General features: G+C 66.8%; 21 protein-coding genes. 2 read left to right on the top strand and 19 right to left on the bottom strand.

The features are described 5' to 3' along the window. Nucleotides 1-20: 20 nt before the first annotated feature. From rimP to RRU_RS19425, 13 genes are all read right to left on the bottom strand, one after another. A complete protein-coding gene (rimP, locus tag RRU_RS19485) occupies nucleotides 21-698 on the bottom strand; it encodes a ribosome maturation factor RimP (RefSeq protein WP_011391525.1) in 678 nt (225 codons plus the stop codon). Nucleotides 699-743: 45 nt separating this feature from the next. Then, nucleotides 744-1,511 carry a tRNA (guanosine(46)-N7)-methyltransferase TrmB gene (trmB, locus tag RRU_RS19480; RefSeq protein ID WP_011391524.1) on the bottom strand — a complete coding sequence of 256 codons (768 nt, stop codon included), beginning with the start codon at nucleotides 1,509-1,511 and terminating at the stop codon, nucleotides 744-746. Further along, nucleotides 1,504-2,673: a methionine adenosyltransferase gene (gene metK, locus RRU_RS19475; RefSeq protein ID WP_011391523.1), complete on the bottom strand. Its 1,170-nt coding sequence runs from the start codon at nucleotides 2,671-2,673 to the stop codon at nucleotides 1,504-1,506. The genes trmB and metK overlap by 8 nt, the downstream gene beginning before the upstream one ends. Nucleotides 2,674-2,820: 147 nt before the next feature. After that, on the bottom strand, nucleotides 2,821-3,294 hold the full coding sequence (locus RRU_RS19470) for a helix-turn-helix domain-containing protein (protein ID WP_042440526.1): 474 nt from the start codon (nucleotides 3,292-3,294) through the stop codon (nucleotides 2,821-2,823). Nucleotides 3,295-3,611: 317 nt separating this feature from the next. Continuing rightward, nucleotides 3,612-5,207 carry an apolipoprotein N-acyltransferase gene (lnt, locus tag RRU_RS19465; protein ID WP_011391521.1) on the bottom strand — a complete coding sequence of 532 codons (1,596 nt, stop codon included), beginning with the start codon at nucleotides 5,205-5,207 and terminating at the stop codon, nucleotides 3,612-3,614. 1 nt (nucleotide 5,208) lies between these two features. Then, nucleotides 5,209-6,165, bottom strand: coding sequence for a hemolysin family protein (locus RRU_RS19460; RefSeq protein ID WP_011391520.1), 957 nt, complete (start codon nucleotides 6,163-6,165; stop codon nucleotides 5,209-5,211). After that, nucleotides 6,162-6,764 (bottom strand): rRNA maturation RNase YbeY, encoded by a 603-nt coding sequence (gene ybeY / locus RRU_RS19455; RefSeq protein WP_011391519.1) that lies wholly within the window; start codon nucleotides 6,762-6,764, stop codon nucleotides 6,162-6,164. The genes RRU_RS19460 and ybeY overlap by 4 nt, the downstream gene beginning before the upstream one ends. Then, the gene (locus RRU_RS19450) at nucleotides 6,754-7,722 is read right to left on the bottom strand and encodes a PhoH family protein (RefSeq protein WP_011391518.1); all 969 of its coding nucleotides are present in this window, start codon (nucleotides 7,720-7,722) and stop codon (nucleotides 6,754-6,756) included. The genes ybeY and RRU_RS19450 overlap by 11 nt, the downstream gene beginning before the upstream one ends. Continuing rightward, a complete protein-coding gene (gene miaB, locus RRU_RS19445) occupies nucleotides 7,719-9,122 on the bottom strand; it encodes a tRNA (N6-isopentenyl adenosine(37)-C2)-methylthiotransferase MiaB (protein WP_011391517.1) in 1,404 nt (467 codons plus the stop codon). Before miaB ends, RRU_RS19450 begins: the two co-directional genes overlap by 4 nt. A 66-nt stretch (nucleotides 9,123-9,188) precedes the next feature. After that, complete coding sequence (locus RRU_RS19440; RefSeq protein ID WP_011391516.1) at nucleotides 9,189-10,148, bottom strand: lysophospholipid acyltransferase family protein; 960 nt, start codon at nucleotides 10,146-10,148, stop codon at nucleotides 9,189-9,191. Further along, nucleotides 10,145-10,945, bottom strand: coding sequence for a GNAT family N-acetyltransferase (locus tag RRU_RS19435; protein WP_011391515.1), 801 nt, complete (start codon nucleotides 10,943-10,945; stop codon nucleotides 10,145-10,147). The genes RRU_RS19440 and RRU_RS19435 overlap by 4 nt, the downstream gene beginning before the upstream one ends. A gap of 61 nt (nucleotides 10,946-11,006) precedes the next feature. Beyond that, nucleotides 11,007-11,429, bottom strand: a complete 423-nt coding sequence (locus RRU_RS19430; protein ID WP_011391514.1) for a Fur family transcriptional regulator — start codon at nucleotides 11,427-11,429, stop codon at nucleotides 11,007-11,009. A gap of 121 nt (nucleotides 11,430-11,550) precedes the next feature. Continuing rightward, nucleotides 11,551-11,973: a MucR family transcriptional regulator gene (locus RRU_RS19425; RefSeq protein WP_011391513.1), complete on the bottom strand. Its 423-nt coding sequence runs from the start codon at nucleotides 11,971-11,973 to the stop codon at nucleotides 11,551-11,553. 94 nt (nucleotides 11,974-12,067) lie between these two features. On the opposite strand from RRU_RS19425, the gene RRU_RS19420 reads away from it, so the two are divergent. Further along, nucleotides 12,068-12,325: a sulfurtransferase TusA family protein gene (locus RRU_RS19420; protein WP_011391512.1), complete on the top strand. Its 258-nt coding sequence runs from the start codon at nucleotides 12,068-12,070 to the stop codon at nucleotides 12,323-12,325. A 23-nt stretch (nucleotides 12,326-12,348) separates the two neighbouring features. On the opposite strand, the gene RRU_RS19415 is transcribed toward RRU_RS19420, so the two are convergent. From RRU_RS19415 to RRU_RS19395, 5 genes are all read right to left on the bottom strand, one after another. Then, nucleotides 12,349-12,858, bottom strand: a complete 510-nt coding sequence (locus tag RRU_RS19415) for a GNAT family N-acetyltransferase (protein WP_011391511.1) — start codon at nucleotides 12,856-12,858, stop codon at nucleotides 12,349-12,351. After that, a complete protein-coding gene (gene tsaB / locus RRU_RS19410; RefSeq protein WP_011391510.1) occupies nucleotides 12,855-13,553 on the bottom strand; it encodes a tRNA (adenosine(37)-N6)-threonylcarbamoyltransferase complex dimerization subunit type 1 TsaB in 699 nt (232 codons plus the stop codon). Before tsaB ends, RRU_RS19415 begins: the two co-directional genes overlap by 4 nt. Further along, nucleotides 13,550-14,122, bottom strand: a complete 573-nt coding sequence (ddpX, locus tag RRU_RS19405; protein ID WP_011391509.1) for a D-alanyl-D-alanine dipeptidase — start codon at nucleotides 14,120-14,122, stop codon at nucleotides 13,550-13,552. The genes tsaB and ddpX overlap by 4 nt, the downstream gene beginning before the upstream one ends. 135 nt (nucleotides 14,123-14,257) lie before the next feature. Beyond that, entirely contained in the window at nucleotides 14,258-15,550 is a 1,293-nt protein-coding gene (locus RRU_RS19400; RefSeq protein WP_011391508.1) for an Hsp70 family protein, read from the bottom strand. 136 nt (nucleotides 15,551-15,686) lie between these two features. Further along, nucleotides 15,687-17,075 (bottom strand): PLP-dependent aminotransferase family protein, encoded by a 1,389-nt coding sequence (locus RRU_RS19395; RefSeq protein WP_011391507.1) that lies wholly within the window; start codon nucleotides 17,073-17,075, stop codon nucleotides 15,687-15,689. Between the two features lie 204 nt (nucleotides 17,076-17,279). Between RRU_RS19395 and RRU_RS19390 the strand changes: the two genes are divergently transcribed. After that, a complete protein-coding gene (locus RRU_RS19390; RefSeq protein WP_011391506.1) occupies nucleotides 17,280-17,804 on the top strand; it encodes a LysE family translocator in 525 nt (174 codons plus the stop codon). A 138-nt stretch (nucleotides 17,805-17,942) separates the two neighbouring features. Here RRU_RS19390 and RRU_RS19385 read toward each other — a convergent pair whose 3' ends face one another. Then, the gene (locus RRU_RS19385; RefSeq protein ID WP_011391504.1) at nucleotides 17,943-18,119 is read right to left on the bottom strand and encodes a helix-turn-helix domain-containing protein; all 177 of its coding nucleotides are present in this window, start codon (nucleotides 18,117-18,119) and stop codon (nucleotides 17,943-17,945) included. Nucleotides 18,120-18,158: the final 39 nt, after the last annotated feature.

Here is an 18,158-nt window from a genome sequence, read left to right as displayed (position 1 = left end):
GTCGGCGGGCGGGCCGTTGGTCAGGCTACGCCGCCCTCGACCGCGCCACCGGCGGCCTCTCCCTCATCGGCCAAAGCTTCGGCGTCCTTGAGAGCCTTGGCGATCAGAGCGTCCGTCAGCAGCAACTTGGCCTTGACGATGGCGCCAAAGGGGATCTCCACCTCGGGCAGGGTGCCATCCTCGGCCGCCTTGCCTTCGATGAGGCGCAGGCGAACCGTGCGATCCTCGTCGATCCCCAGCAAAAGTCCCTTCATCCGCCGATGCCCTTCGATCAGACGATCGGTCTCGATGCGGGCCTCGTGGCCGGCGAAGCGCGCGTAATCCTTGGGCCGGGTCAGCGGCCGGTCGATTCCGGGCGAACTGATCTCCAGACTGTACCGGCCGGCGATCGGATCCTCGACATCAAGCAGGGCGCCAAGGGCCCGGCTGATCGTCTCGCAATCCGATACGGTCATCGCCACACCATCAAGCCGTTCGGCCATGACCTGCAAGGTGGGGTTCTGACTGCCCAGCAAAGTCACTCGCACCACCTCGTAGCCCATGGCGTCAAGGGTCGGGGCAAGCAGCTTTTCCAGATGGCCCATCATGCGCGCGTCGTCTCCGTTCCGCCGTAAAAAGTCACGGCCGATTGGAGCAAGGGAGGCGAAAACAAAAAAGGTGGGCCGACGGCCCACCCCCCGCCAGCCCCACAAGGCCATGTCAAGAAGATGTCACGGTCTTTATAAGGCCAGTTTCGACCAATCTCAAGGATTGTTATCGGCGCCTTCCCCGGCCGGGGCTTCGGCGAGGGTCCCGGGGTCCGCCGCGCGGGGACGGCGGCGAAAGATCAGATAGGCCGGTTTGCGGCCGGCCTGCAGCGCCTTGGCCTCATAGCGGGTCTCCACCCAATCGGCCGGCCGCTCGCGCCAGTCGGTCGGCCCCTGGGCGGTCCAGCGGAAGGCCGGATGGGCGGTGACATGCATCAGGGTCCAGCGGACATAGCCCATGTCATCGCTGGCCACCCGCAACTCGCCGCCATCGGCCAGCAGCCGGGCGAAATCGTCAAGGCGGGCGGGCTGGATCATCCGCCGCCGGGCATGGCGGCGCTTGGGCCAGGGATCGGGAAACAGCACGAACAGCCGCTGAAGGCAGCCGTCGGGCAGGGCGGGCAAGACCTGACGCACGTCCTCGGGCCACAGCCGGATATTATCGACCCCCGTTTCGTCGATCTGGCTGAGCGCCTTGCCGACTCCATAGGCGAAGACCTCCGAGCCGATCAGGCCGACCTCGGGATGGGCGGCGGCCTGGGCGACCAGATGCTCGCCCCCGCCAAAGCCGATTTCAAGCCACAGCTGATCGACCGGTCGCGGAAACAGTCCACGCGGGTCGAGTCGCTCGCCCTCGCCCAGCCCGGCGAGGGGCAAGGTGAGGGCGGGCAGCATGGTGTCGAGAAGACGCTGACGAGTGGCGCGAAGCGGCTTGCCCTTGCGTCGGCCGTAAAAGCGCGCGTCCTCTGTCGGTTTTTCAGGCACCGAAGGCGGTCTTCAAACCGGCGACCAGATCGGTGCGCTCCCACGAGAAGCCGCCATCCTTTTCAGGCTTGCGCCCGAAATGGCCATAGGCGGCGGTGCGGGCGTAGATCGGACGCGACAGCTGCAGATGCTGGCGGATGCCGCGCGGGCTCAGATCCATCAACTGCTGAAGAACGACGGCCAGACGCTGCTCGTCGACCTGACCGGTGCCCTGGGTGTTGACATAGACCGACAGCGGCTTGGACACGCCGATGGCATAGGACACCTGGATCACGCATTTCTCGGCCAGCCCGGCGGCGACGACGTTCTTGGCCAGATAGCGCGCGGCATAGGCGGCCGAACGGTCGACTTTGGTCGGGTCCTTGCCCGAGAAGGCGCCGCCGCCATGGGGAGCCGCGCCGCCATAGGTGTCGACGATGATCTTGCGCCCGGTCAGTCCGCAATCGCCGTCCGGTCCGCCGATGACGAAGCGGCCGGTCGGATTGACGTAGAATTCCTCTTCGGGACACATCCAGCCTTCGGGCAGAACCTTCAGCACATGCGGCCGCACCAGTTCGCGGACCTCGTCCTGGCTAAGATTACCGGCGTGCTGGGTCGAGACGACGACGCTGGCGGCGCCCACCGGCTTGCCATCGACATAGCGCAGGGTGACCTGGCTTTTGGAATCCGGGCCGAAGCTGGTGTCGCCGCCGTGGCGGAACTCGGCCAGCGACTTGAGGATCGCGTGGGAGAGGGCGATCGGCGCCGGCATCAGCTCTTCGGTTTCGGTGCAGGCATAGCCGAACATGATGCCCTGATCGCCCGCGCCCTCGTCCTTATTGCCGGCGGCGTCAACGCCGACGGCGATATCGGCGGACTGGGAATGGACGTGGGAGACGATCTCGGCGTCCTTCCAATGGAAGCCGCGCTGCTCATAGCCGATATCCTTGATCGCCTCGCGGGCGATCTCCTTCAGCCGGTCGTGAGTCAGGCTGTCGGGCCCGCGGACCTCGCCGGCCAGCACCACGAAATTGGTCGTCGCCATGGTTTCCAGGGCGACCCGGGAATGGGGATCCTCGGCAAGAAAAGCATCGACGATCGCGTCCGAAATCCGGTCGCAAACCTTGTCGGGATGCCCTTCGGACACGGACTCGCTGGTGAAAAGGTATTCGGACTGGGCCACTGTTTCCTCCAACCCCGGATCGGATTGGGAGAAGGGCGCGGACGGCGTCCTTCTCCCAACGATTGAAGGGGGTTTTTTGGCATGTCGGCCCTGGGAAGGCAAGGGGAGAGGCACCCCGAGCCCCCGATCAGTCGGCGACGGACTGGACTATTGCACCGCCACATCCTCGGCCGCCGCGGCCCCCTCGCCGATCCCGGCCAGGGTCTTGGTCAATTCGAAGACGCGCCGACGCACCCCCGGATCGCCAATGCGGTAATAGGCCCGCACCAGTTCCAGGGTTTCGCGCCGGGTCATGGTATCGGTGCCCTGAACCGGCGGTTCGCCCGGATGTTGGGCGATGTTCATCGGGCTGTGCCGTTGGGTGCTGTCATCCATTTCATCGAAGAAATAGGCCATCGGCACATCCAGGACCCGGCCGAGATCCCACAGCCGGCTGGCGCCGATCCGATTGGCCCCGCGTTCGTATTTCTGCACCTGTTGGAAGGTGAGACCGATCGCCTCGCCCAGTTTTTCCTGGCTGAGGCCAAGCAAGGTCCGGCGCAGACGCACCCGGGCGCCGACATGGACATCGACGGGATTGGGTTTTCCCGAGGGCGTGCGTCCGCGCGAAGACCGGCGGATGGCCGCCCCCTCGCCGGAGCCGGTGGGAAATCCCGGCCCATCCCCACCCAGGGACGGCCGGAAGGACGAAGAAACCACGACGGGCCCAGGGCCGGGCGTGGTCGAAGAGGATCGATCGCGGGCGAAGCGGTCGAGGTCGTCGTGGTCCAGTGAGCTCATGATCGGGCCCCTATCGCGCGGGTTGATGCTCCGATCGGCATCCTTGGTCAGGAGCACCGGCCGGTCTCGGGACTACATCCTTCCACACCGCCAAAAGACGGTATCATCAGCCCTTATAAGGGTCAAGCGGAAGAGCAATGCAACCACCAGCGTCGAATTTAGTTCTGGAACCGCGAATGCCTCCGGCCGAATATCAATCCTAGCGCGCAAAGCCCGGCGGCCAAAGCCAAAGGCAGGCCGTTCCCCAGGCGGGCGAACAGCGGCGGCGCGGCCAAGGGCTGGGGTACGGCGACATCCAGGATGCCCTCCTCGCCCAGAGCGATCGCCCCCACCGTTTGGCCAAAGGGCGAAAAGACGCCCGAGATGCCCGTATTGGCCACCCGGACCAACGCCAGCCCCTCTTCGACGGCGCGCAGGCGGGCGATCTGAAAATGCTGATAGGGGCCGGTGCTGCGGCCATACCAGCCGTCATTGGTCAGATTGAGCAGCCAGCGCGGCCGCTCTCCCTCCGCCCCGCCCGGCTTGGCGACGACGGCGCCGGGAAAGATCACCTCGTAGCAAATCAGCGGTGAAAAGGCCGGAAGCGCCCCGGCGCGCAGCGTGCGCAGACCGGGCCCGGGTGAAAAATCAACGGTGCCCGGGGTGATCTTGGCCAAGGGCAGGATATCGGCAAAGGGCACGTATTCGCCAAAGGGCACCAGATGGGCCTTGTCGTAGGTGGCGCTCACCCGCCCCTGGTCATCAAGCACGAACAGGCTGTTCCAGATTTGTAGCGGTTCGTCGGCCGGGGTGCGGCGTGGCGCCCCGGTGATCAGCGCCCCGGCCTTTGGCGCCGCCTCGGCCAGGGCGGCGCGGATCTCGGGGATCAGATCAAGGGCATAGGGCACCGCCGTTTCGCCCCAGATGACGGCATCGACATCCTCCAGCCCCGGCGCTCGGCTCATATCGATATAAAGCCGCAGGTTGGCGGCCATGCGGTCGCGATCCCACTTCATGGTTTGCGGAATCGCCGGCTGGACCAGCCGCACCCGCAGCAAGGGCGCCTGGGCGGCATCCTGACCGGCCAGACGGGCCGTTCCCGCCGCGAAAAGGGCGCCCACCAGCCCGAGCGGCAGGCCAAGGCCGGCCAGCAGGCGGCGGCGCGCCATCGGCTTGTCGTCGTCCTCCCCCTCGGCGATCAGGGCGGGCAGGCCGAAGACCAGCATGGTCAACAGCGACAGCCCCAGCACGCCGACCCAGGCCGCGCCCTGGACCATCGCGGCGAACGGCATCCACACCATGCCGATCGGCGCCCAGGGAAAACCGCTGAGGCCCCAGGTGCGGATCCATTCGCCCAACACCCAGGCGCCGGCCATCACCAGCACCCGCCCCCAGCCCGGCCGCCACAAGGGGCGGGCGAGGGCGAGGGCAACGGCGGGAAACAGGCCGAGCAGGGCGGCCAGACCACCAACGGCGAAGGGCACCATCCAGCCGAAGCGAACGGCGTCGACCAGCAGCGCCGCCCCCACCCAATGGATCATTCCCAGGAAATGGCCAAAGCCGAAGAACCAGCCCAGGGCGAAGGCGCCCTTCCAGCTTGTCGTCGCATCCATCCGCCAGATCAGTCCGGGGATGGCGATGAGCAGCAGGGGAAGGGCGTAAAGCGGCGGCAGGGCGGCGCTGGCCAGCAGGCCAAGCAGCACGGCCGCGCCGCGACCGCGCCAGCCGCTCAGCCCGCGCACCTGGGCGCGCCAGCGCGCAAGCCGGGCGCGCACGTTAAACCGGGGTCCCGGAGGGGCCGCCGGCCGGAGCGTCGGGGGAGGGCAGCGGATTGAGGCCGCGAATGCGCAGCCGGCGGATCCGCCGGGGATCGGCATCGATCACCTCGAACTCGGGTCCGCCCTCGCGCAGCACCAATTCGCCGCGCGCCGGCACCCGACCGGCCAGCCGGAAGACCAGCCCGCCCAGGGTATCGATCTCCTCGCGTTCCTCGTCGGTGAACAACCGGCCGCAGCGCTCCTCGAAATCCTCGAGGTCGAGCCGGGCGTCGACCACCACCGTGCCATCCTCGTGCACGGTCAGCTCGGGCTCGGTCACGCTGTCGTATTCGTCTTCGATCTCGCCGACGATCTGTTCGACCAGATCCTCGATCGTCACCAAGCCGTCGATGCCGCCGTATTCATCGACGATCAAGGCCATGTGAATGCGCTTGAGCCGCATTTCGAGCAGCAGGTCGAGGACCCGGGCCGAGGGCGCGGCGAACAGGATCTCGCGCAGCACCCGCTCGAGCGAGCCGGCGTCACCCGACTTGCGGCGGAGGAAATCCTTGACGTGAACCATGCCCAGGGTGTTGTCGAGGGTGTCGCGATAGACCGGCAGCCGGGAATGACCGCAAGCGGCGATGCGCTCGATCGCCACATCGACCGGGGTGGAAACCTCGACGGCGACCACATCGGCGCGCGGCACCATGATGTCTTCGACGGTCATATCGCGCAGCCGCAGGATATTGGTCAGCAACGCGCGTTCCTGATCGGTCATCGACAGGTCGGAGTCCTCGCGGTCCTCGATCAGTTCATCAAGAGAATCGCGCAATCCGCCATCGCCGTTGCGCGGGCGGAACACCCCGCGCAGGAAACTCGCCAGACCGCCGCGACTGGCGGAGTCCGATTTATCGCCCGAGTCGCCATCGCGACTACGGGAGGGGCTGTCGCCGGAGGCGGAATGACCGTTCATCGGTCGGATCCTTCCTGCTCGGGTCCACGGGCATCGGCATAGGGATCGGCGATCCCCCGCGCGCCGAGGATGGCCGTCTCCAGGCCTTCCATATCCAGGGCCTCCTCTTCTTCCTCGTGATCATATCCCAAAAGATGCAAGACGCCGTGGACAACCAGATGAAACACGTGGTCGGCCGGGGCGATGCCAAGATCGGCCGCCTCGCGCACCACGGTTTCGCGGGCCAGCGCCACATCGCCCAGCAAAACCGGCTCGCCATCCTCGGGCAGCGGCTCCTCGGCGTCGAGGGCGGCGAAGGACAGCACGTTGGTCGGCTTGTCCTGGCCGCGATAGTCGCGATTGAGCGCCTGGACGGCGGCGTCATCGGTCAGCAGCAGGCTGATTTCCAGCGGCGTTCCGGGGGTCAGGCCGTAGCCCGAGGGATCGCCGGCGGCCACGGCGGCGAGAACGGCCTGTTCGACCAGGGCGGCGACCCCGGGAACCAGGGCCTCCCAGGGTCCTTCCGCGCCGTCGACGGCAAGGCGGACCGGATAGTCGGTGGGAACCGGCGCTGTCGGGCCGGGGGGGACGGGATCGGGTAAAGCGGGGTCAGCGGGCATGGCGGGTGGATGTTTCCAGGGTTCCGTCGCGGCGGTCATAGGCCCGCACGATGCGGGTGACCAAGTCGTGGCGCACGACATCCTTGTGGGTAAAGGTGACCTTGCCAATGGCCGGATCACCATCGAGGACTTCGATCGCGTCCTTCAGTCCCGATTTGGCGCCCAGCGGCAAATCGACCTGACTGGTATCGCCGGTAATCACCATACGCGAATTCTCACCCAGACGGGTCAGGAACATCTTCATCTGGGTGGGCGTGGTGTTCTGGGCCTCGTCCAGAATGACGAAGGCGTTGGCCAGGGTGCGGCCGCGCATGAAGGCCAGCGGCGCGACCTCGATCTCGCCCGAGTCCAGGCGGCGGACCACCTCATCGCCGGGCAGCATGTCATAAAGCGCGTCATACATCGGCCGCAGATAGGGGTCGACCTTGTCGCGCATGTCGCCGGGCAGGAAACCGATGCGCTCGCCGGCCTCGACCGCCGGGCGCGACAAGATCAGCCGCTCGACCCGACGCTGAAGGAACATCGACACGGCCATCGCCACCGCCAGATAGGTCTTGCCGGTGCCCGCCGGGCCCAGGCCGAAAACCAGTTCGTGGCTGAGCATGGTTTCCAGATAGCGGGCCTGCATCGGCGAGCGCGCCTTGATCTCGCGCTTGCGGGTTTTGATCGCCACCACCGGCACGGTTTCCTCGCCGGCCATGCGCACCGCGGCGTCGATATCGCCGCGTTCGATGCCCTCGCCGCCCAAAGCCCGGGTGTAAAGGCTATCCAGGGCCTGCCAGGCGGTGCGAACGCGATCGGCCGGGCCGTTGACGGTCAGGCGATTGCCGCGCATGGCGATGCCGACGTCGAGCACCTGTTCAAGACGATCGAGATTGTCGCCGGCGGCGCCGATCAGGATCTGCAGGGCCCCGTTATCGTCATAGGACCGGGTGCTGCGGGTTTCTTCGTCGCTCACGCCCGGATGCGCGCGGGCGGCGGCGCTTCCTCTGCAAGAACCCGATCGGAGGACATGGATGAGTTCCCTTCCACAAGGCGCGCCGCCAGACTGTTGGACGTGGCCGTCTCGACGACCACGGGGGCAAGGGTGCCAAGCAGCGCCGCCGGCGCCTCGAGATGCACGGGCTGCATCCACGGGCTGCGGCCGACCAGCTGACCGGCATGGCGGCCGGGACGATCGAGGAGAACGTCCATCGGCCGGCCGACGCAAGCCTGATTGAACGCCTGCTGGATCTCGACCAGCCGGGCCTGCAAGGCGATCAGCCGCGCCGATTTCTCGGCCTCGGGCAGTTGCGCGGACAGGGCGGCGGCCGGGGTTCCCGGTCGCGGGCTATATTTGAACGAATAAGCCTGAATGAAGCGCACCTCGTCGATCAGGGCGAGGGTGGCCTGGAAATCCCGCTCGCTCTCGCCGGGGAAGCCGACGATGAAATCCGAGGAGAAGGCCATGTCATCGCGGGCGGCGCGCAGCCGGTCGATGATCCGCCGATAGCCCTCAACATCATGGCCGCGGTTCATCGCCGCCAGAATACGGTCCGAACCGGACTGAACGGGCAGGTGGATAAACGGCGTCAAGGCCGCGACCTCGCGGTGGGCGGCGATCAGATCGTCATCGACATCGCGGGGATGGCTGGTGGTGTAGCGCAAACGGGCGACGCCGGGAATCTCGGCCAGGGCGCGGGCCAGCCGGCCCAGCCCCCAGGTCCGGCCATCGGGGGCTTCGCCGTGATAGGCGTTGACGTTCTGGCCAAGCAGGGTGATTTCGCGCACCCCGCCTTCGGCCAGCAAGGCGGCTTCGCGCAGGACATCGGCCACCGGGCGGGAATATTCGGCGCCGCGCGTATAGGGCACGACGCAGAAGGTGCAGAACTTGTCGCAGCCCTCTTGCACCGACAGGAAGGCCGAGGGGCCATGGGCCTGGGGCGCGGGCAGGAAATCGAACTTCGGCTCGATCGGGAAATCGGTATCGAGCACCCGGCCAGCGCCGCGTTCGACCTTGGCGACCATTTCGGGCAGGCGGTGATAGGCCTGGGGCCCGACGACCATATCGACGATCTTGGCCCGCGCCATCAATTCAGCGCCTTCGGCCTGGGCGACGCATCCGGCGACGGCGACCAGCATGCGCCGGCCTTCGGCGGCCATCGCCTCCTTGAAGGGACGCAGGCGGCCAAGATCGGAAAACACCTTCTCGGCGGCTTTTTCGCGGATATGGCAGGTATTGAGGATCACCAGATCGGCGCCATCGGCCTCCGAAACGAGATCATAGCCCAGCGGCGCCATGACATCGGCCATGCGGCCGGCATCATAAACATTCATCTGACAGCCGTAAGACTTTATGAAGAGTTTTCTGTTCGCCAAGGCTTTCCGGCCCGAGGGCCATCCGTGGAAGTCTAAAAAATCAAGCTACCATCGCCGGACCGCGAGTCAAGGGCCCGCCGGCGGCGCGACCGTTTTGACCGCGACCGCGCCATCCGCGCCGTCCTCGACCACCGGCGGGGAAACCGGGCTTTCGGGGCTGGTCGCCGCGAGCGATTCCGGCGGCCCGGGCGGCGGCGGCGCGACCGGGGGATCATCAAAGCCGCCGCGCAACGACACCCGTAGGCCGTCGGCCACCACCTTGTGGCACCGGTCCGACAGCGCCTTGCGCGACCCGGCCTCGGCCAGGGTCAAGGAATCGTGAAAGATCACCTCGGCGGTCAGAGCGCCGAAGCCGAGCAGGGCGAAGAGATGCTCGAACAGATCCATATCGCCATACCAGGCATAGATCTGGCGCCATCCCCGGCCCATCGGCATGCCATTGACCCGGGTATAGGCCAGCGAAACCGGCTGCACGACCACCGGGCGGGGGGCCGCCTCGCCGGTCAGGGTCACGGTTTCCTGGGCGACGGAAAACAGCGCGCTCTTGAAGGGATAGACCCGGTTGCCGTCGTTCGAGGTGCCTTCGGGGAACAAGATCAGCGGCTCGCCGCCGGCCAGCCGCTTGAGGATCTCCGCCCGCGCCTCGCCGGTGGCCGAGCGCTTGCGGTCGATGAAGATGGTGCGGGCGAGCTTGGCCATCCAACCAAAAATCGGCCAGCCCCCCACTTCGGCCTTGGCGACGAAAACCCCGGGAATCAGCGTTCCCAGCACGACGATATCCAGATAGGAGCTGTGGTTGGCGACCACCAGCAAGGGCCGGTCGCCAACCAGCGATCCCCGCGACCGCACGGTTATCCGGCAGACCCCGGCGACGCCCTTCCAGTAGATCATCCCGGACTCGCGCACCCGCCAGCCAATCAGGGTGATCAGGGAATAAGGGATCATGGCCACCAGCGTCCAGCCGAGAAACAGGGCGAGACGAAAGGCGCCGGCGACCGGCGAGAACAGGGACGAGCCGCCCGTCATGCCGGCCCGAGATCGCGGGCGGTGCGGTCGTAATGCTTGTGGTACTTCTCGGAGATCAGATCGGTCTTCACCATCACGCAGATATCGGTGGTGTTGAACTGCTCGTCGACCACCGCGCCATCGCCGAAGAACCCGCCCAGGCGCAGATAGCCTTTGACCAGCGGCGGCAGGGCGTTCATCGCCAGCCGGGCGTCGAGTTGATCGGGGGGCAGCAGATCCATGCTGGTATAGCGATCGGGCAGGGCGCGGGGCCGCAGATCGACCGGCGCCAGATGATGGTGGTACAGATAGGACAACTCGGTCGCCATCGCCGAGGGATCGGTGCCATGCAGACTGGCGCAGCCGAACATCAAGGCGACGTCGTGGCGGAAGATATAGGCGGCGATGCCCCGCCACAGCAACTGCATGGTCGAGCGGTTGCGATAGCTCTCGTCGACGCAGGAGCGGCCGAGTTCCATCACCTTGCCTTCAAGGTTGATGATCGGGCTGATGTCGTATTCGCTGGCGGTGTAAAAAACGCCGCCCGGTTCAAGGTGGTCGTCGCGGACCAGCCGGTAGCAGCCGACCACGCTTTCCGGCCCCGCGCCGCGCTCGTGGTCGAGCACCAGCAGGTGGTCGGCGATCGCGTCGTAGGCGTCGAAATCCTGCCGCCGTTCGGCCATTTCGGGAGTGGGCTTGGCGCCCATTTCCTCGTAGAAGACCTTGTAGCGAAGCGACAGGGCCGCCTGCACGTAGTCGTCAGATTCGGCCAGCGTCAGTTCAAGTCCGCCGGCCCGAAGATCACCCAGAACGCCCATACAGCACCCCAACGATATGCCGCGCGCGGCCCCGACCGGCGCGCGGACGACGCTTCCGCCCTTAGCTTTTCTTTTTATCGTCCAGCGGAACGCCATACAGTTCCAGACGGTGCCCGATCAAGCGATATCCCAGCTTGCGGGCGATTTCCTGCTGAATGACCTCGATCTGGTCACTATGGAATTCGATCACGTCCCCGGTGGTCAAATTGATCAGGTGATCGTGATGATCCTCGGAAACCTCTTCATAGCGCGCCCGGCCATCGCGGAAATCATGCCGCTCCAGGATACCGGCCTCTTCGAACAACCGCACCGTGCGATAGACGGTGGCGATCGAAATACGCGGGTCAATTCCGGTGGCGCGGCGGTAAACCTCCTCCACGTCCGGGTGATCCTCGGCGTCCGACAACACCCGGGCTATGACCCGACGCTGCTCGGTCATCTTCATGCCCTGTTCCAGGCACCGCTTTTCTATGCTCGACATCATGGACGACCCATTCCTCGCTTCCGGCAACGGGCCTCATACTAGTTTGGGCCGGTCGTGTTGAAAAGGCGTCGCGGCATGGCACCACGACGCCTTGCGGAAACGATAGGTGAATTAAGACCCGTTATTCGGCGGCATTCGACCGGCGAGAGCGGGTTCCAAGGCCGATTTTCTTGGCCAAAGAGCTGCGATGATCGGCGTAATTCGGCGCGACCATGGGGTAATCAGCGGCCAAACCCCATTTTTCGCGATAGTCCTCGGGGGTCATGTCGTAAGCGGTCTTGAGATGGCGCTTCAGCATCTTGAGCTTCTTTCCATCTTCCAGACAAATGATGTAATCAGGGGTGACCGACTTCTTGACAGGCACCGCGGGCTGGGGCTTTTCCTCAACCTCGACGGGCTTGTTCCCAAGATCGGTCAGCGACTTGTAGACGTTGGCGATCAGGTCGGGCAGCTCGGACACGGGAACGGAATTGTTCGCGACATGAGCCGCAACGATGGTGGACGTCAGCTCGACAAGTTCTTTCTCGGTCAGAGAGGACGACATTGACCAGCCTTTCTTTATTTTGGGGCAGGTGAGATCGTACACAAAACGATCCGAAAAAGAAAGCATCAAACAGGTTATTCCAAGAGAGAGTGCAATGGACCGTCCCGCCGCGCCAAAAACCCATGAAATCGACATTACGGGCGAAGTCTGTCCAATGACCTTCGTCAGGACGAAACTGCTTATCGAGCGCGCTCATTCCGGCGATCTGGTGGCGGTACGCCTGAAGGGGACAGAACCGCTAAAGAACGTGCCGCGATCGGCTCGCGCGCTGGGTCATCACGTATTATCCCTCGAACGCGAAAGCGGAGAAGGGGAATTCGGTGTTCATCGATTGGTCATACAAAAGGCCTGAAAAACCGAGGTGTTTTCGGCCTTTTACGCCCCTTGCACTTCCAGACCAAGGACTATGGCATCGACCAGGCGCCCGCCGCGCCGATAATACCCGCGCCGACGCCCCTTTGGCGTAAAACCCAAGCGTGCATAAAGCGCCCGCGCGCTGGGGTTGTCTTCGGCGACCTCGAGATGGACCCGGATCCCCCCCCGGGCCTCGACGACGGCCAGGGCGGCGCCCATCAGCCGCCGTCCCACGCCGCACCCGGCATGGGGTGGCGGAACGGCCAGGGTCAGCACCTCGGCCTCATCGGCCACGGCGCGCAGGATGACGAAGCCCTGGGGGGCGTCGTGATCGACCGCCAGAAAGCCAAACACCCCGGGCAGGCCCAGCAGAGCGACGAATTCCTCCGCCGTCCACGGCCGCTCGTCGCGCGGGGTGAAGGCCGCCGCATGGAGAGTAGCCAGCACTCCCCCATGAACCGGCGCCAGGGCGATCATGGCGGGCGGCGTGGCACGGGCGATCACGCCCGGCGGCGGGCGATCGGCGCTCATGGCCGCAGCCGGCCGCCATCGCGCGGGGCGATGGCATCGGGGGGGCGCAGGTAAAGCGGCCGTGGCGGACGCTCGCCCAGGCCGCGCGCCGCCAGATCGGCCAGCCGCAGCGGATCGGCGAAGATCAACCCGGGGGCGACCGCGCAGCCCAGCAGGGCGGCGCCATCGCCGGCCAGGGTCGTCGGCCCTTCGCCAAGCAAGGCCCGCGCCGCGTCGAGATCAAGGGTCAGCAGCGGGCCGGCGGCCAGCGGCAAGCCCCGGTCATCGCGCCCGTGAAAGCTTTGGCCATGAACCTCGCCCCGCCGGTTGTCGAGCAGCACCAGGGCCGGACGGTCGGGCGCCTGGGCGAGGGCGGCATCGGCCAGAACCATCGGCACAGCGATCCCCGCCGCCGGACGACCGCAGGCCAGGGCCAGTCCGCGCGCCGTCGCCAGCCCGACCCGCAGGCCGGTGAACGACCCCGGACCGCTGGTCACGGCGATCAGATCCAGATCGCCATAGCCCAGACCGGCCGCCGCCATCACCTCGGCGATCATCGGCATCAAAACCTCGGCCTGACCACGCGCCATCGGCTGGTGGCGCGACACCGCCGGGCGGTCCGCCGCCACCACCGCCACCGAACAGGCGGCCAGGGCGGTGTCGATGGCCAGAACCGTCGGCGGCCCGCCGTCGGGCTTGGCGGCCGACAGGCTCACCGGCCGCCCCCGTCGCCCATCATCCGGGTTCCGGCGGCGTTGTCGCTGAGCACCGGATAGCGGGCGCGGGCGTTGAAAAGCTGATAGTGCCACCATTCATTGCGGTAGTAATCCCAGCCCGCCGCCGTCATCAGGCCCAGCAGAACGATGCGGTTGCGCTGGGCTTCAAGGGAAATCCCGGTCTCGCCGTGGAACGACAGCGGCCGCATGTCATCAAAGCCGGTTCCCATGTCGAGCACGGCGCCGCTCGCCTTGTCGACTAGGGTCAGATCGACGGCGGCCCCCATGCTATGGGGCGATCCGCGATTGGGATCGGCGATGAAGGTGGCGTCGGGCACGCTGCGCCACAGCACCCATTGCGCCTCGGCCGGGCGGAAGGCGTCAAGGATGCGCAGGCGATAGCCCAGGCGGTCGGCCAGATCAACGGCGCGCGCCAACAGATCGGCGGCTTCGGGATTGAGGTAACAAGCGCCCCGCGCATAAACCGGCTTGCCGGTGAAATTGCGATCGGTGGCATAGACGATATCCACCTCGACCCCAAAGGCTTCGGCGGTGATTTCGGTCAACATGATCGGAACTTTGGCTCCACAATGCCCGGGGTCCCCTTGCCTTCGGGCCGATGACGACGTTTCCCCGGGCGGGGGGATCGCATGGCTTCCCGCCGCTGTCACGCGAAATTGCGCAAAAAACGCCCGATCCCGATCCTAGGGGGCGCCCAGGGCCTGGGCGCGATAGGCGAGCCCGGTGGCGACCGAAACGAATTCGCCACCGGTGATCAACTTCGCGGCGCCAAAACGCTCGGCGAAGATCGCCCGCACCGCCGGCACCAGCGAGGTGCCCCCGGTCATGAACACCCGGTCGACGGCGCCGGCCGGGGTGGCGGTGGTCGCCAGCAGGCCATCGACGCAAGCGGCGATCTCGGCCAGTTCGGGGGCGATCCAGCCCTCGAAGGCCCGCCGGGTGATCGTTTGTTCCAGCAGCAGGGGCGGATGGCGGAAGACGAAGCGGGTCTCCTCGGCGCCCGAAAGCGCGATCTTCACCGCCTCGACCGCCCGATATAGGTGATAGCCCAGGTTATGCTCGATCAGCGTGACCAGCCGGTCGATGGTTTCAGGGTGATCGGCGGTGCGCTCGATCTCGCGCAGCATGCGCAGCGTCGAGGGCGTGCCCAAGAAACCGATGTGGTGCCAGCGGGCGAAACGGCCATAGATCCACGACGGGATCGGCAGGATCTTGGCGTCGCTGCGATAGCTGCCGCCCCGGCCGAAGAACGGCGCGATGGCCTGCTCGACGATGCGGCGATCCAGGGCGTCGCCGGCATTGCCGACGCCGGCGGTGCCGAGGATGGCGCTTTCCGGGCGGTTGAGCTTGGCCCGCCCCGGCCCCAGCCGCACCAGACAGAAATCGCTGGTGCCACCGCCGAAATCGGCCACCAGCACGGTTTCATCGCGGGTCAACTGGCGCTCGTAGTAATAGGCGGCGGCGATCGGCTCGTATTCAAAGCTGACCTCGCCAAGGCCGGCGCGGGCGAAGGCGTCGGCAAGCCGGCCAAGGGCGAAGGCGTCCTCGCCCCGGCCATCCTCGGCGACGAAACGCACCGGCCGTCCGGCGACGACGCGGAGGGGGGGCGCGTCCCGCCCGGCCATGGCGGTCGCGCTCAAGCGGCGGACCACCAGGGCGATTAGGTCTTCCAGGGCGAAGGAGGTGTTGAAGATCGAGGCGTTGGTGAAGGTGCGGCTGGTCAGATAGCTTTTGAACGATTGCAACAGCCGGGTTTCGCCGTCCCCGTCGAGATAGGCGTCGATGGCGTCCTGGCCGATGCGGGCCAGCGGCCGGCGCTGGTCGTCCTTGACCGCCTGATCGAAGGCCAGCATCGAGCGCAGCGTCGCGCTCTCCTGGCCGCGCGCCGAGGTCATCGGCACGATCCGGGCCGGGCCGGCGTCCTCGACCACGCCGACGGCACTGTTGGTCGTCCCGAAATCCATGCCTACGAACATGACCCGTCCCCCCCGTCCCGTTTCCCATCCGGTCGCCGAAGCCCCTGGCTTGCGGGGCCGGCCGGCCGGGGCGGGGGTGATGCCCGATCACGGCGCCGATGGCAAGGGCCGGAAAGGGGCGGGAAAAGGGGCGGGATCAGACGACGGCGGCGCATTCCCCCTCGTCTTCGACCAATCCGCGCAAAACCAGCAAGGTTCGGGCGAGAGACTCGCGCGGCAGGCTGCCCAGGCAGATCCGCACCCCCATCGCCAGATCGGAATCGACCACCGGGGCCAGCGGCGGGGTGACGATGATCCCCGCGGCGGCGGCCCGGCGGGCCAGCCGTTCGGCCCGGGGCTCGTCAAGCGGCAGCCACAGATGCAGCCCGCGATAGCCCTGCGGGCAAAGCCCGGGGAAGATCGCCCGGGCGATGGCGATGCGCGAGGCGGCCTCGGCGCGCAGGCCGCGCACCACGCGCTCGGCGGTGCCGTCGCCCAGCCATTGGCCAAGGACAGCGGCGGCCAAAGGCGCCGCCGTCCAGGTTGTTCCCTGGATCGCCCGGATGGCGGCGGCCTCGCGGCCGCTGGGCGGCACCACCACCCCCATGCGCAGCATCGAGCCGAGCGGCTTGGTGAAACTATTGACGTACCACACTCGCTCGGGATCAAGGCTGTAAAGGGTTTCGGGCGCCGCCTCGTCGAGCAGGGCATAGGCGTCGTCTTCGACCACCTCGACCCCATGCCTTCGGGCGACGTCCAACAGCGCCAGCCGGCGCCCCAAGCCCATCGTCGCCCCCGTCGGGTTTTGCAGCACCGGCACCAGATAGATCAGCGCCCCGGGATGGCGCGTCAGGGCGCCCTCCAGGGCTTCGGGCAGCATCCCCTCGCCATCCAGGGCCACGCCGACCACCGGCCGGCCAAGCAGCGCGGCGGCGGCCAGGGCTCCGGGATAGGTCACCGCCTCGGTGATCACCGGCCGTCCGGGCTCGGCGGCCAGGGCCAGGGACACGACGATGCCCTGTTGGGCGCCATTGACCAACAGGACACCTTCGGCCGGGGCGCTGGGGCGGTGGGCGGCGATCCAGGCGCCGGCGGCGGCCCGCAAATCGGGCCAGCCGGCGCAGGGGGGATAGCGCGAGGGATCGGGCAGGCGGCCGTCGCGGGCCAGGGCGGCTACGGCTTCGGCGAAGGCCTCGGGCGGGATCATCGTCGGCGGCAGGTTCAAACTGAGATCGGCCACGCCTTCGGGCCGGATCACCTTGTCCATCAGCCGCGAGGCCAGGGGCGTGGTGGCGACGCCGATCACGAAGGTTCCGCGCCCATGCTCGCCGCGCACCAGCCCGCGCCGCTCCAGCAGATCATAGGCCCGACCGACGGTGACGACGCTGGTCGCCAGCGCGATGGCCAGACGACGATGGGCGGGAAGGCGGGCCCCCCGCCGCAAACGCCCCGAGTCGATATCCTCGGCGATGGCGCGGGCCAACCGCTCGCACAGGGTACCGGGCGGGGCCGCGAAACGCGGCGTCCAGGGAGAAGGATCGCGCACCGGAGAAACCTTCCATCGCAGAGACCAAAAGTGACCTAGTTCACAAGACCCCTTGACTGATAGACCCCTTTAAAGCGTCCTACAAGGCGGATCGCCGCATTCTCCCCAGAAAAGACGGAATTTCCGGGAAAAAGAGCGGTCAACGGCGGATCACCTCGCCGACTTTCGCCAAAGTGTCCTATGACAGGTTGTGGAGAGAATCCGATGTCCGAGTCTCTTTTGCCTTTGGTTCTCTTCGCCGTGACCATGTTCTTCACCCCCGGTCCCAACAACGTGATGCTGACCACCTCGGGGGCGGCCTTCGGCTTCCGCCGCACCTTTCCCCATTTGCTGGGCGTCGCCCTGGGCTTTCCGTTGATGTTCGTCGCCGTCGGCCTGGGCCTGGGGGCGGCCTTCACCGCCATCCCCGGCCTGCAGCGCCTGATCGCCCTCATCGGCGGCTGTTATTTGCTGTATCTGGCTTGGCGCATCGCCACCTTGCCGACGACGGCGCCCGCGACCGACGCGGCCGGCGAGGGGAAGAAGGCGAAAGCCAGGGCCCGGCCCCTGGGCTTTTTGCAGGCCGCCGCCTTTCAATGGGCCAATCCCAAGGGCTGGGTGATCGTCATCAGCGCCCTGGCGACCTTCACCTCGCCGAGTTCCCTCGACGCCGGCGATCAGCGGCTGGCCCAGATCCTGGTGATCGTCGTCGTTTTCATCGCCGTCGGTCTGGCGAGTTCGGCGGCCTGAGCGGGCTTTGGCGTGGCCATCGGCCAATGGCTGGGCGTCAGCGCCCGCCGCCGCGCCCTGTTCAACGGAACCATGGCCGGCTTGCTGGTGCTGTCGATCGTTCCGATGCTCGCTTGATCCGCAAGGACCGGAACCGCCCTAGCGATTGGCGTGGTCGTTGACGAAGCGTTCAAGATCGGCTTCGGCGATCCGCCATTCCCGGCCGAATTTGATAGCGCGCATCTGCTGGTCGCGGATCCATTGACGGATCGTCGCCTCCTTGACCTTGAGAAGCTGGGCGGCCTCATGGACCGTCAGCAGCGGTTTACTCAACATCCCGGTCCTCCCTGTGTCCCCCGGGTCTTCGCCGGTCGA

This window comes from Rhodospirillum rubrum ATCC 11170 (assembly GCF_000013085.1).
Classification (GTDB): Bacteria; Pseudomonadota; Alphaproteobacteria; order Rhodospirillales; family Rhodospirillaceae; genus Rhodospirillum; species Rhodospirillum rubrum.
Note: the sequence above shows the minus strand (reverse complement) of the source record. Positions and strands in the feature narration are given on the sequence as shown.